The 12,717-nt window shown below is 73.1% G+C and carries 12 protein-coding genes; 6 read left to right on the top strand and 6 right to left on the bottom strand.

Going from position 1 to position 12,717, the window contains the following annotated elements; translation table 11 throughout:
• Window positions 1-260 (bottom strand): DUF4031 domain-containing protein (locus tag C1I95_RS26195; RefSeq protein ID WP_111217653.1); only part of this gene is annotated, 260 nt, incomplete at its 3' end.
• 69 nt (window positions 261-329) lie between these two features.
• Here C1I95_RS26195 and C1I95_RS26190 point away from each other — a divergent pair.
• Window positions 330-1,730, top strand: coding sequence for an FAD-binding oxidoreductase (locus C1I95_RS26190; protein WP_111217647.1), 1,401 nt, complete (start codon window positions 330-332; stop codon window positions 1,728-1,730).
• Window positions 1,731-1,736: 6 nt separating this feature from the next.
• Here the strand turns inward: C1I95_RS26190 and C1I95_RS26185 are convergent, their stop codons facing one another.
• Together C1I95_RS26185 and C1I95_RS26180 are read right to left on the bottom strand one after the other, a co-directional pair.
• A complete protein-coding gene (locus C1I95_RS26185) occupies window positions 1,737-2,255 on the bottom strand; it encodes a hypothetical protein (RefSeq protein ID WP_199523914.1) in 519 nt (172 codons plus the stop codon).
• An 82-nt stretch (window positions 2,256-2,337) separates the two neighbouring features.
• Window positions 2,338-4,155 (bottom strand): glycerol-3-phosphate dehydrogenase/oxidase, encoded by a 1,818-nt coding sequence (locus C1I95_RS26180; RefSeq protein ID WP_111217643.1) that lies wholly within the window; start codon window positions 4,153-4,155, stop codon window positions 2,338-2,340.
• A gap of 112 nt (window positions 4,156-4,267) precedes the next feature.
• On the opposite strand from C1I95_RS26180, the gene C1I95_RS26175 reads away from it, so the two are divergent.
• From C1I95_RS26175 to C1I95_RS26165, 4 genes are all read left to right on the top strand, one after another.
• Entirely contained in the window at window positions 4,268-6,667 is a 2,400-nt protein-coding gene (locus C1I95_RS26175) for a S8 family serine peptidase (RefSeq protein ID WP_111217641.1), read from the top strand.
• Window positions 6,668-6,803: 136 nt separating this feature from the next.
• Window positions 6,804-6,935 (top strand): hypothetical protein, encoded by a 132-nt coding sequence (locus tag C1I95_RS36955; RefSeq protein WP_267900719.1) that lies wholly within the window; start codon window positions 6,804-6,806, stop codon window positions 6,933-6,935.
• Window positions 6,936-6,993: 58 nt separating this feature from the next.
• Window positions 6,994-7,932 (top strand): GNAT family N-acetyltransferase, encoded by a 939-nt coding sequence (locus tag C1I95_RS26170; RefSeq protein WP_111217639.1) that lies wholly within the window; start codon window positions 6,994-6,996, stop codon window positions 7,930-7,932.
• An 85-nt stretch (window positions 7,933-8,017) separates the two neighbouring features.
• Window positions 8,018-8,260, top strand: a complete 243-nt coding sequence (locus C1I95_RS26165) for a hypothetical protein (protein WP_233513893.1) — start codon at window positions 8,018-8,020, stop codon at window positions 8,258-8,260.
• Window positions 8,261-8,325: 65 nt separating this feature from the next.
• Here C1I95_RS26165 and groL read toward each other — a convergent pair whose 3' ends face one another.
• The 3 genes from groL to C1I95_RS26150 form a co-directional block, all read right to left on the bottom strand.
• Complete coding sequence (gene groL, locus C1I95_RS26160; RefSeq protein ID WP_111217637.1) at window positions 8,326-9,948, bottom strand: chaperonin GroEL; 1,623 nt, start codon at window positions 9,946-9,948, stop codon at window positions 8,326-8,328.
• Window positions 9,949-10,223: 275 nt separating this feature from the next.
• The gene (locus C1I95_RS26155) at window positions 10,224-11,321 is read right to left on the bottom strand and encodes a hypothetical protein (RefSeq protein ID WP_146605851.1); all 1,098 of its coding nucleotides are present in this window, start codon (window positions 11,319-11,321) and stop codon (window positions 10,224-10,226) included.
• A gap of 479 nt (window positions 11,322-11,800) precedes the next feature.
• Window positions 11,801-12,004, bottom strand: a complete 204-nt coding sequence (locus C1I95_RS26150) for a cold-shock protein (RefSeq protein ID WP_111217633.1) — start codon at window positions 12,002-12,004, stop codon at window positions 11,801-11,803.
• Window positions 12,005-12,215: 211 nt separating this feature from the next.
• On the opposite strand from C1I95_RS26150, the gene C1I95_RS26145 reads away from it, so the two are divergent.
• A partial coding sequence (locus tag C1I95_RS26145) for a GNAT family N-acetyltransferase (RefSeq protein ID WP_111217649.1) occupies window positions 12,216-12,717 on the top strand: 502 nt, incomplete at its 3' end.

Raw genomic sequence — 12,717 nt, 5'->3', positions numbered from 1 at the left:
CGGGTCAGGTGTTTGGGGCGGCGGAGGCCTGAGTCGCGGAGTAGGCGGACCAGCTCGCGGCTGGGGACGACGTTCGCGCCGAGCCAGACCGCTGGCGCGAACCGCTCCGCCGGGATGTCGTAGTGGTCCCGGTCGAAGCCGCGCCGGGGCGCACCCAGCGCCTCGGCGAAGGCGTGCAGCTCGGTGAGGGAGATGTCGCTGATCAGGTGCGACCAGAGACGACCCCGCGCCGGCCAGGCCGGCCGGTCGACGTAGATCACGGCAGCCACGGTACCGGGTGGCCGCCCCGAGGTTGATGATCACCGGTGACCGGTCGTAGCCTCGGCGACATGGCCGCCTCCCCCCTCCTCGACGATTTGCGTGCCGCCCTCGGGCCGGACGCGGTCCTCACCGACCCCGATCTGCTGCGCGGGCACGAGCGGGACGAGGCCGACCTGTGCGCCGCCGGTACGCCGCTGGCGGTCACCCGGCCGCGCAGCACCGGGGAGGTGGCCGCCGTGATCCGGGCGGCCGGACGGCACGGCGTACCCGTGGTGCCGCAGGGGGCGCGGACCGGGCTGGCCGGTGCGGCGAACGCCGTCGACGGCGCGGTGCTGCTCAGCACCGTGGCGATGGACGCGATCCTGGAGATCGACCCGGTGAGCCGGATCGCGGTGGTTCAGCCGGGCGTGGTCAACGCGGCGCTCAGCGCGGCGGTGGCCAAGCAGGGCCTGTGGTACCCGCCGGACCCGGGCTCGTGGGAGTCGTCCACCATCGGAGGCAACGTCGCCACCAACGCGGGCGGCATGTGCTGCGTCAAGTACGGCGTGACCACCGAGTACGTGCTCGGCCTGGAGGTGGTGCTCGCCTCGGGCGAGGTGCTGCGCACCGGCCGGCGTACGGCCAAGGGGGTGGCCGGGTACGACCTCACCCGACTCTTCGTCGGCTCCGAGGGCACCCTGGGCGTGATCACCGAGGTGACCGTGGCGCTGCGTCCGGCTCCGGCGGAGTCGCTGACCCTGGTGGCCGTCTTCGGCTCCACCACCGCGGCGGGCGAAGCCGTGGCCCGGATCGCCGCCCGGGGACTCTCCCCCAGCCTGCTCGAACTGCTCGACCGCACGCACCTGACGGCGATCGAGGCGTACCGGCCGATGGGGTTGCGCACCGACGCGGAGGCGCTGCTGCTGGCCGCCGCGGACACCGGCCCCCGGGCGGCCGCGGACCTGGCCGAGCTGGCCGCCGTCTGCGAGGCGGCCGGCGCCGAGGAGGTGTACGCGGCCACCGACGCGGTGGAGGCAGCCGCCCTGTTGCAGGCCCGACGGCTGGCGCACCCGGCGATGGAGAAGTACGCCGCCGACGCGTACCCGGGCGGCAACGGTGGCCTGATCATCGACGACGTGGCGGTGCCCCGGGGCGCGCTGGCCGCGCTGCTCGACGGGGTGGCCCGGATCGCGGCCGAGTGCGAGGTGCCGATCGGCGTGGTCGGCCACGCCGGTGACGGCAACATGCACCCCAACATCGTGGTCGACCGGGCCGACCCGGCCAGCCTGGCACGCGGCCGGCGGGCCTTCGACGAGATCATGCGACTCGGTCTGGACCTGGGCGGCACCTGCACCGGCGAGCACGGCGTCGGCCTGCTCAAGCGGGACTGGCTCGCCCGCGAGATCGGGCCGGTGGGCGTCCGGGTGCACCAGGCGATCAAGCACGCGCTCGACCCGGCCGGCCTGCTCAACCCCGGCAAGGTGCTCTGACCCTCGTTACGAAGTCAGCTCGGCGGGCGTGTTCTGCGTGAGCAGCAGCAGGATCTCCTCGGCCACCGGCGACCGCTCCTCCCCGGGGCAGTCCTGCGAGCTGATCAGGCCGGCGGCGGTCAGCAGGCTGGAGGTCAGGGCGCCGATGCAGGCGGCCACGTACCCGCGCGCCTCGTCGGTCTCCTTCGCCAGGGTCGGGTCGGCGAGCAGCAACTGCAACCGCTCGCGATGCTCCTCGCTCAGCACGCCGGTCGAGGTGACCCCGTCACCCGCGCAGTTGATGCACTCCCACCGGCCGTCGGGCTCCACGTTCAGGGTGCGCAGCGGGCCGTTCGTCCCCTTCTTCTGCAGCAGGCTGACCCGCGCCTGACCGCTGGTCGCGGCTCCTCCGGCCCCGGGCAGTCCGCTGGCTGTAGTGTCGGCCGCCGATCCGGCCTGATGGCCGAACGGGGCGCATCCGCTCAACGCGACCGCCAGCAGGGCGGTGGTGGACAGGGAAGCCAGCCGTGACCAGGAAAGCGCCATCACGCGCGGAACTTACCCCACCGTAGGTAGCGAGCGTAACCGGCCGGATGGATATCCACCACTACCGATCCCCAAGGGTCGCTCAGCGGGGCAGCCCGGCGTCGTCGACACCCCGGTCCGCGGCGTAGCCCCGCACGTCCGGCGCGCCCAGCCGCGCCGCGTCGGCGGTCGCGTCGTCCGGCATCAGCTGGGACTGCCGTTCCGCTTCCACCCGGGCCCGGTAGTGGGCCACCTCGCGGGCCCGCCGCGCGGCGTCCCACCCCAGCACCGCGCCCATCAGCTCGGCCGTGTGCTCGGCCGACTCCAGGCCCCGGTGCGTCGTCTCGATCGAGATCCGGGTACGCCGGGTGAGCACGTCCTCCAGGTGCAACGCGCCCTCGGCCCGGGCCGCGTAGGTCACCTCGGCAGCCAGGTACTCCGGTGCACCGGCCAGCGGTGAGGCCAGCAGCGGATCGGCGTCGATCAGCGCGAGCAGGTCGAGGGTCAAGCTGCCGTAGCGCTCCAGCAGGTGCTCCACCACACCGACCGGCACCCCGTGCCGGCGGGCCAGATCGGCCCGATCCCGCCACATCGCCGCGTACCCGTCCGCGCCGAGCAACGGCAGGTCGGCGGTACGCGACGGCCGCTGCCCACCGAGCCGGCGGGCGGCCCGGTCGACCACGTCGGACGCCATCACCCGGTACGTCGTGTACTTGCCGCCGGCCACCAGCAACAGCCCGAGCATCGGCTCGATGACCGCGTGTTCCCGGGAGAGCTTGGAGGTGGAGTCCGCCTCGCCGGCCAGCAGCGGGCGCAGCCCGGCGTAGACGCCCTCGATGTCGGCGGTGGTCAGCGGCCGGTCCAGCACGGTGTTGACCTGCCGCAACAGGTAGTCGATGTCGCTGGCGGAGGCGGCCGGGTGCGAGCGGTCCAGACGCCAGTCGGTGTCCGTGGTGCCGATGATCCAGTGCCCGCCCCACGGGATGACGAACAAGACGCTGGATGCCGTACGCAGGATCAGCCCGGTCTCGCCGGTGATCGCCGAGCGGGGCACCACCAGGTGCACGCCCTTGGAGGCACGGACCCGGATGCCCGGGCGCAGCCCGACGTCGTTGAGCATCCGGGACATGTCGTCGGTCCACACGCCGGTGGCGGCGATGACCGTGCGGGCGCGTACCTCGAACTCGGCCTCCGGTGAGCCGGCCGGCGCCTCCAGGTCGCGGACCCGGACCCCGGTGACCTCCCGGGCCTGCCGGATCAGCCCGACCGCCCGGGCACTGCTCACCACGGTCGCCCCCAGGCTGGCCGCCGTCCGGGCCAGGGTGACCACCAGCCGGGCGTCGTCCACCTGCCCGTCGTAGTAGCGGATCGCGCCGGCCAGCCCGTCAGCGCGCAGGCTCGGAAAGATCCGGCGCGCCCCCTCCCGACTCAGGTGCCGGTGCAGCGGCATGCCCCGGCCTCCGCCGAAGAGGCCGGCGAAGGCGTCGTACGCGGCCACCCCGGCGCCGTAGTAGGCGCGACGGAACAGCCGGGCGGGCAGGTCGCGCACGCCCTGCCCGGCGGGCAGCGGCACCAAGAACGGCACCGGACGAACCAGGTGCGGCGCCAGCCGGGTGGCCAGCAGGCCCCGCTCGGTGAGCGCCTCGTGCACCAGGTTGAACTCCAACTGCTCCAGATAGCGCAGGCCACCGTGGATCAGCTTGCTGGACCGGCTGGAGGTGCCGGCGGCGAAGTCGCGGGCCTCCACCAGGGCCACCTTCAGCCCCCGGGACGCGGCGTCGACGGCCGCACCGGCACCGGTCACGCCACCGCCGATGACCAGCACGTCGAAGCGCTCGGCCCGCAACCGACGCAGGTCGGCGGCGCGGCGGGAGGGGGAGAGCTGACCGGCAACGGATCGCAGAACGTGTGGATCGCGCACCCGTCCACGTTAGCCCCACCGGCACCGGACGGCACCGGCCACGCCCACGGTGATCCGTCCCACGACCGACCGGCACCCGGCCCGCCACCGGTGTGCGTCGTACTGTGTGCGGATGCGGGCGGACTACTCCACATCCGGCAGTGTCGGCAGCCCCTGGGCCGTCGTCGCGGCGGTGCTGGCCGGTTGTTGGGCGGTCGCGGTCACCGTGCTGTCGCAGAGCGGCGGCTGGCTGGTCGACCAGGTGCTGCTGGTCGGTGGGCTGGATCGGCTGGTGTTGCTCTGGCCGGTGCTCTGCCTGCTCACCGTGCTCCTGATCGGCACCGCCGCACTGCCGCTGGCCCTGATCCCCCGGACGGCGGCGATCCGTGTCACCGGCCGGGTCTGGCTGGCCGGTGCGCTCGCGCTGGGCGTGCTCGGGCTGCTGCGCGCGATCCCCCCGGTGCACCACGAGGCGTACCTCGCGGCACTGGCCGCCACGGCCGGGCTGCTGGCGCTGGTCGCGGACCGGCTGACCCACCGCGTCTTCGGGCCTGGGCGGCCCGGCGGTGCCGGGCCACGCCCGTCGGTGGCGGCCCTGCTCGCGGTGGCCGCCGGGCTGGCCCTGCTGCTGCCCTGGGTGTGGCTCGGCGCGCTCGGCGGGCTGCTGGAGACCGTGCTCGCCGGGCTGGCCGCGGCGGCCGTCGGGACGCTGGCAGGGGTGCTGCTGGACGCCCGGTTCTGGCGCCACTTCGAGTTCGGCGAGCCACCCCGGCCGGCCCGGCTGGTGCTGGTGGGCGGCCTGGTCGCCGGAGTCGTCCTGCTGCTGATCGGTGCCGGTGCCGGCCAGTCCGGTGCTCAGTTGCCGCTGTTGGTGGCGCTGCCGCCGGCGGGCTTCGCCCTGGCCGCGCTGCACGCCCTGAACCGACGCTCGGCCCGGCCGGCCGGCCGTACGCCCGCCGCCTGGCTGGTCGGGCTCGGCGTGTTCGGCCCGCTGGCGTACACCGACCCGGAGGAGATCAGCCTGCTCCTGGCCGGCACCCGGGACGTGCCGTTCTGGGTGGCGGTCGCCACCGGTGCCGGGCTCGTCGTGGCGGTCGCGCTGGCGATCGCGTACGGGCTGCTGCTGGCCCGGCCTTCGGCCCGCTCGCCCCGGCGGGCGATGGCCGCGGCGACCGCCCTGGCCCTGCTGGTCACGGTCGGCGCGGTCGGCGTCGGCGCCGGCCAGCCGGGTCTGCACGGCGAGCGGCTGTTCGTGGTGCTGCGACAACAGGCGGACCTGACCGGCCTGCCGGCTGGGGCGGGGAAGGCCGGCCGGGACGCCCGCGCCGGGGAGGTCTACCAGCGGCTGGTCGACACCGCCGAGCGGAGCCAGGCCGACCTGCGGCGGGAGCTGCGCCGGCTGCGCCTGGACCACACCCCGTACTACCTGGTCAATGCGCTCGAAGTGGACGGTGGGCCGGCGGTACGGGCCTGGCTGACCCGCCGGCCGGAGGTGGCCCGGGTCCTGGTCAGCCAACGACTGCGCCCGCTGCCGGCGCCTGCCGGCACGGCCGGTGGCAACGCTCCCGCCCCGACCGGCCCGACCTGGAACATCACGATGATCGGCGCGGACCGGGTCTGGTCCGAACTCGGGGTCACCGGCGCCGGGGTGACCGTGGGCAGTTCCGATTCGGGGGTGGACGGGCGGCATCCGGCCCTGGCCGGGGGCTTCCGAGGCGGTGACGACTCGTGGTTCGACCCGTGGAACGGCACCCGGACGCCGACCGACCGCAGCGGGCACGGCACCCACACGGCGGGCAGCGCGGTCGGGCGGGGCGGCATCGGCGTGGCACCGGACGCGCAGTGGGTCGGCTGCGTCAACCTCGACCGCAACCTGGGCAGTCCCGCCGCCTACCTGGACTGCCTCCAGTTCATGCTGGCGCCCTTCCCACCCGGCGGCGACCCGTTCACCGAGGGCCGGCCGGCCCGGGCGCCGGAGATCCTGACCAACTCCTGGGGCTGTCCACCGATCGAGGGCTGCGATCCGCAGGCGCTGCGGCCGGCCACGGATGCGCTGGAGGCCGCCGGGATCCTCGTCGTCGCGGCGGCCGGGAACACCGGCCCGTTCTGCGGCTCGGTACAGGACCCACCCGCGCCGTACCCGGACGTGCTGACCGTCGGCGCGGTGGACGACCGACGCCGGGTGACCGACTTCTCCTCCCGCGGCCCGGCTTCGTCGGGGTTGGCCAAGCCGGACCTGATGGCACCGGGGGCGGACGTGCTCTCCGCGATGCCCGGCGGCGGGTACGCCGCGCTCGACGGCACGTCCATGGCCACCCCTCAGGTGGCGGGCGTGGTGGCGCTGATGTGGTCGGCCCGACCGGAACTGATCGGCGACCTGGACCGGACCCGGCGCATCCTGCGCGAAACGGCCACCCCGGTCCAGGCCGGTGACCGCGCCCAGAACCGCGCCGACGACTGCGGCGGCACGGGGAACATCGCCGGTGCCGGGCTGGTCGACGCGTACGCTGCCGTCGGCGCCACCCGCAGCTGACCTCACACAACGTGAGCAGATCTCGTCCAGGGGTAAACAAACTGGCTTTGACCTGCTAAGTTGCGGGCTCATGCACGGTCATTCACCTAGCGCAGCGGCTTCCTTCCCGTCGCCTTCGGCAGCCCGTTGGCGCGGCATGGCGCTGCTGATCCTGCTGGGCGTGCCGGCGCTGGTCGTGGCCCTGTGCTGCGGAGTCATCCACGTCGTCACCAAGTCCGCCGTCGACGACCCGTTCGGCGGCCGGGGCGGCATCACCTCCCAGCCCTGACCGCCGGCCGGACGAGGACTGCCACGCCCCTCCCGGTTGTGATCTAGGGTCGGCAGCCATGGACGCCGGGATCCGCATCGCCGAGTTGACCCTGGAACAGGCGCCGGAGGTGGTGGAGCTCTGCCACCGGGCGCTCGATCTACCGGAGGACGCGGCCGAGGCCGGCCCCCTGGTGGAGACGCTCTGGCGGCGGGCCACCGCCGACCGCACGGTGCGGGTGTTCGGCGGGTACCGGGAGGACGAGCTGGTCGGCGTACTGATCGGCTCGCTGTCCGCCGCCGACGGCCGGATCGGGCACGTGGACCTGCTGGCCGTCGAGCCCCGGCTACGGCGCCGGGGCGTCGGGCGGGCCCTGCTCGGGCACGTCGAGCGGGCGCTTGCCGACCTCGGTGCGGCCGAGGTGCTGCTCGCCGGGAACCCGCCGAACTACGCCTGGCCCGGCATCGACGTCCGCTACACCCCGGCGGTCTGCCTCGCGCTCGCCCTCGGCTACCGCCAGGATCGCACCGCCTGGAACATGACCGCCGACCTGTCGTACGACGGTTCGCCGGCGCTGCGGTCGACGGAGGCCGCCGAGTCCCGGCTGGCCGGGCAGGGAGTGACCGTACGCCGCGCGGAGCCGGCGGACCTGCCGGCGCTCGCCGCCTTCGCCCGCACCACGTTCGGCGGCACCTGGGAGGCCGAGTTGGCCGGCTCGTTCGGTCGCCCGGACGCCGGCTGCCACCTCGCCGTACGCGACGGCGAGGTGCTCGGATTCGCCGCGTACGGGTCGTCCCGGCCGAGCTGGTTCGGGCCGATGGGCACCGCACCTGCCGCCGAGGGATCGGGCATCGGCGGTGTTCTCCTGCGCCGTTGCCTGCGCGACCAGTGGGCGGCGGGGATCGCCGCAGCGCAGATCGGCTGGGTGGGGCCGGTGCCGTTTTATTCGGGTAGCGCGGGTGCCCGGATCGAGCGGGTGTTCTTTCTGTACCGCAGGACGCTCGACACCTCAAACTAGGGCGAATAGTGCATAGACCCTGATAATGCCATTCGGCCGCCTGGGCCATCGACGCCCCCCTACCGTTTCGGTAGAGGAGGCAGCCATGACCACGGACGACGATCAGACCCAGGACGCACCGCCGGTCACCTGGGCCCCGATCCACGAGCTCCCGGGCCCACTGCCGATCGACCGGCTCGACTACGGCGACGCCGAGCAGCTCGCGGAGATGACCGGAGCGGCCGAACCGCCCGAGGAACCGCTCATCCTGGTGGACGAGCCGGTCCCGCACCGCCCGCCGTACGACCGGGCGCAGAAGCGGCGCAACCAGCGCCCCCTGCCCCGATAACCGAAGGGGCGGACCGCTGACGCGGCCCGCCCCTTCGCGTTAGTGCTGTACTGCTGGAACTGGACTCAGAAGTCCATGTCCCCGCCACCCGGGCCAGCCGGGGCGGCCGGGGTCTTCTCCGGCTTGTCCGCCACGACGGCCTCGGTGGTGAGGAACAGCGCGGCGATCGACGCGGCGTTCTGCAGCGCCGAGCGGGTCACCTTGGCCGGGTCGATGATGCCCGCGGCCAGCAGGTCGACGTACTCGCCGGACGCGGCGTTGAGGCCGTGACCAGCGTCGAGGTTGCGGACCCGCTCGACCACGACGCCACCCTCAAGGCCGGCGTTGACGGCGATCTGCCGCAGCGGGGCGTCCAGCGCGATCTTGACGATCTGCGCGCCGGTCGCCTCGTCGCCGGCCAGGTCCAGCTTGTCGAAGGCGGTCTTGCCGGCCTGCACCAGCGCGACGCCACCACCGGGGACGATGCCCTCCTCGACGGCCGCCTTGGCGTTGCGGACGGCGTCCTCGATGCGGTGCTTGCGCTCCTTCAGCTCGACCTCGGTGGCCGCGCCGACCTTGATCACCGCAACACCGCCGGCCAGCTTGGCCAGGCGCTCCTGCAGCTTCTCCCGGTCGTAGTCGGAGTCGCTCTTGTCGATCTCGGCCCGGATCTGGTTGACCCGGCCCTGGATCTGCTCGGCGTCGCCGGCACCGTCGACGATGGTGGTCTCGTCCTTGGTCACCACGACCTTGCGGGCGCGGCCCAGCATGTCAAGGCCGGCGGCGTCCAGCTTGAGGCCGACCTCCTCGCTGATGACCTGACCACCGGTGAGGATGGCGATGTCGGTCAGCATGGCCTTGCGGCGGTCACCGAAGCCCGGCGCCTTGACGGCGACCGACTTGAAGGTGCCCCGGACCTTGTTGACCACCAGGGTGGCCAGGGCCTCGCCCTCCAGGTCCTCGGCGATGATCAGCAGCGGCTTGCCGCCCTGCATGACCTTCTCCAGGATCGGGAGCAGGTCCTTGACCGACGAGATCTTGCTGTTGGCGATCAGGATGTACGGGTCGTCGAAGACGGCCTCCATACGCTCCGGGTCGGTCATGAAGTAGGCCGAGATGTAGCCCTTGTCGAAGCGCATACCCTCGGTGAGCTCCAGCTCCAGGCCGAAGGTGTTGCTCTCCTCGACGGTGATGACGCCTTCCTTGCCGACCTTGTCCATCGCCTCGGCGATGATCTCGCCGACGCTGCTGTCACCAGCGGAGATGGAGGCGGTGGAGGCGATCTGCTCCTTGGTCTCGACGTCCTTGGCGAGCTTCAGCAGCTCCTCCGAGACGTTCGCGACCGCAGCCTCGATGCCCCGCTTCAGGGCCATCGGGTTGGCGCCGGCAGCCACGTTGCGCAGGCCCTCGCGAACGAGAGCCTGGGCCAGGACGGTCGCCGTCGTCGTGCCGTCACCGGCCACGTCGTCGGTCTTCTTGGCGACCTCCTTGACCAGCTCGGCGCCGATCTTCTCGTACGGGTCCTCGAGCTCGATCTCCTTGGCGATGCTCACACCATCGTTGGTGATGGTGGGGGCACCCCACTTCTTCTCGAGCACGACGTTGCGGCCCTTGGGGCCGAGGGTCACCTTCACGGCGTCGGCGAGCTGGTTCATGCCCCGCTCGAGGCCGCGGCGCGCCTCTTCGTCGAACGCGATCATCTTGGCCATACGGCGTTGTCCTCCTGGACACTCACGGGCCACCCGAGTGTGTGCCCCGGATGGGCCGTCTGGTGTACGCACCTTGGGACGTCGCCACCTGGCGACGGCGACGTCTCCTCGGCCGGGCCGGATAGCCCGCGACGACCGACCATGTGCCCCGCCCGTGGTTATGCCACGAGCGCGGCCGTGGCCCCACCGCCCCGACCAGCTGGCACTCACGCTATGCGAGTGCCAATGACTTGTTTAGCACTCTGCCCTGCCGAGTGCAAGCACGACGGCCGGGCTCAGCCGAGTTCGGCGGCCAGTTGCGCGCTGTTCACCGGGCCCTCGTGAGCCCGCTGCTCGGCGTACGCGACGACCAGTCCGACCAGCTGGGCGAGGTGGGCCGGCAGCGCCAGCAGCGCCGTCACCGCGATCGTCAGGACGGCAGCCACCGCCGTACCCGGGGTTTCCAGCGGCGCCGCACCGAGCGGCAGGACCGCCACCGACTCCACCATGCTCGCGGCCAGCGATACGCCGATCACGGCCAACAGCACCAGCGCCACCCGGCCGAGCACCAGGCCCGGTCGGTTCCGCAGCATCCGGTGCGATCGGCCGATCGGGTCACTCCGCTCGAACAGGTACACCGGTCCGGCCATGGCCAGCGCGAACATCGCGTAGATGCCGGGCAGGAAACAGAAGCAGAAGCCGACCAGGATGAGCAGCTCGAAGACCAGGCTCCAACCCCAGAGGCCGAGCGCCCGCCGCAGGCCGTAGCGCAGCGCGGTACCGAGGTCGGTCGGCTGACCGGCGGCCTGCCGGGCGATCACCCAGGTGCCGGCGGCCCACCCGACACACTGCACCAGAAGAAAGACCAGAGTCCCCCCGAACAGCACGCCCAGCAACGCGGACATGTCGGCCCAGAAGGCCGCGGGCAGCACGGCCGTGTCGCTGGCAAGCTCGGCCTCCCAGCGTGCCGACGAGTCGACGGCAAGCACGAACAACGACAGCACCGCCGCCGGCAGCACCTGGGTGAGCGCGACGATCGGTAGCAGCAGCCGCCAGCCTCGGCGGACCGCGCCCACGCAGCGCGCGAACCAGCCACCCAGCCCGGCACCGGGCGGAGTGACCAGGGCGTCGGACGGGTCGAGGGCGTATCCGGCCGGCTGGTACCAGCCATAGGGCGGCTGACCCGGGTCGGCCCCGGGGTAGGGCTGACCCGGATAGGGCTGGCCGGGGTAAGGCTGACCCGGGTAGGGCCGGCTCGGGTCGGGCTGACCTGGGTCGGGCTGACCTGGGTAGGGCTGGCCGGGGTAATGGTGACCCGGGTAAGGCTGGCTCGGGTCGGGCTGACCTGGGTAGGGCTGGCCGGGATAAGGCTCGCCGGTATAGGGCGTCGGCATGCCGGGTTGGCCGGGTGCCGGCCCGGCGGGATATTCGCCCCAGGGTGGTAGAGCGCCAGCCGGGCCGGGAGCGGCCGGGTCAGGCGGCAGCGCGCCGGGAGCGGCCGGGTCAGGCGGCAGCGCGCCGGGAGCGGCCGGGGCAGATGGCTCTGAGCCAGAGGCCGCCGGGGCAGGCGGCTGCGGGCCGGAGACCGCCGGGTCAGGTGGCTGCGGGCCGGAGACCGCCGGGGCAGGTGGCTGCCAGCCGGAGGCCGCCGGGTCAGGTGGCTGCGCGCCGGCCTGACCGGCAGACGGGTCCGGTTCACCCGGTGGTGACGAGGACGGAACTGCCGGGGGCGGCTGGTCGGACATGAACCCTCCTCAGCGACGGCTGGATCGGCTCATGATCTTCCCTTGTGAGGTGCCCGCGTCGCAGCCCCCACCGGCCACGATCACGCCACCCCTACCGACGATCGGCCGGCGGGGTGGGTGGCATGCGCTCAGGCGATGACGCGTACCTGCTCGGCCTGAGGGCCCTTCTGGCCCTGGGCGATCTCGAATTCCACCCGCTGGCCGTCGTCCAGCGCCTTGTAGCCGTCCATCTCGATCGCGGAGAAGTGGACGAAGACATCCTGCCCGCCGTCGACGGCGATGAAGCCGTAGCCCTTCTCGGCGTTGAACCACTTCACGGTGCCCTGTGCCACGGTGTTGTCCTCACTCTGCGCGGCGTTCCACTACCCCGGACTGCCGGCGCGCCGGCACCCCGGAAACCACCGGTTTCGGCGATCGGCGACGACCACTGAAACGGTGACCGAAATCGCACGGTACACGAGGCGTGACGGCGGCGCACGACCACAAATCGGACATATTCCGGCCGACGACATCGTCGTACGTCGTTGTGGTAGGCATTCGGTCATGACCACCGTCGCGGACGGGACGGGCCGAGGGCTCACCGAGATCCGGCGGGTCCGGCCCACGGACGCCGGCCGGATGCGCGCGCTGCGCCTGGAGATGCTCGCCGACGCCCCGCTGGCCTTCCTGGAGACCGTCGCCGAGGCGGCCGCCCGACCGCACGCCGAGTACGCCGCCCGGGTCGCCCGGGTCTCGGCCGGTGCCGACACCGCGCAGTTCGTGGCGGACCCGGGCCGTCCGGGCGGCCGGTTGGTCGGGCACGCGGGCGGGATCGCGCACCCCACCGAGCCGGATGTCACCGTGCTCTACGCGATCTACGTCACGCCGGCCTGGCGCGGCAGCGGCCTGCTCGCCGACCTGGTGGCCGCGGTGGCGGCCTGGTCCCGGGCCTGCCGGCGGAACGAGCTGATGCTCGAAGTGGTGGTGGGCAACGACCGCGCCTACCGGGCGTACCAGCGAGTGGGCTTCGTCGACACCGGCGTACGCGTCCCCCACCCCACCATCC

The organism is Micromonospora craterilacus (assembly GCF_003236315.1).
Lineage (GTDB): Bacteria > Actinomycetota > Actinomycetes > Mycobacteriales > Micromonosporaceae > Micromonospora > Micromonospora craterilacus.
Note: the sequence above shows the minus strand (reverse complement) of the source record. Positions and strands in the feature narration are given on the sequence as shown.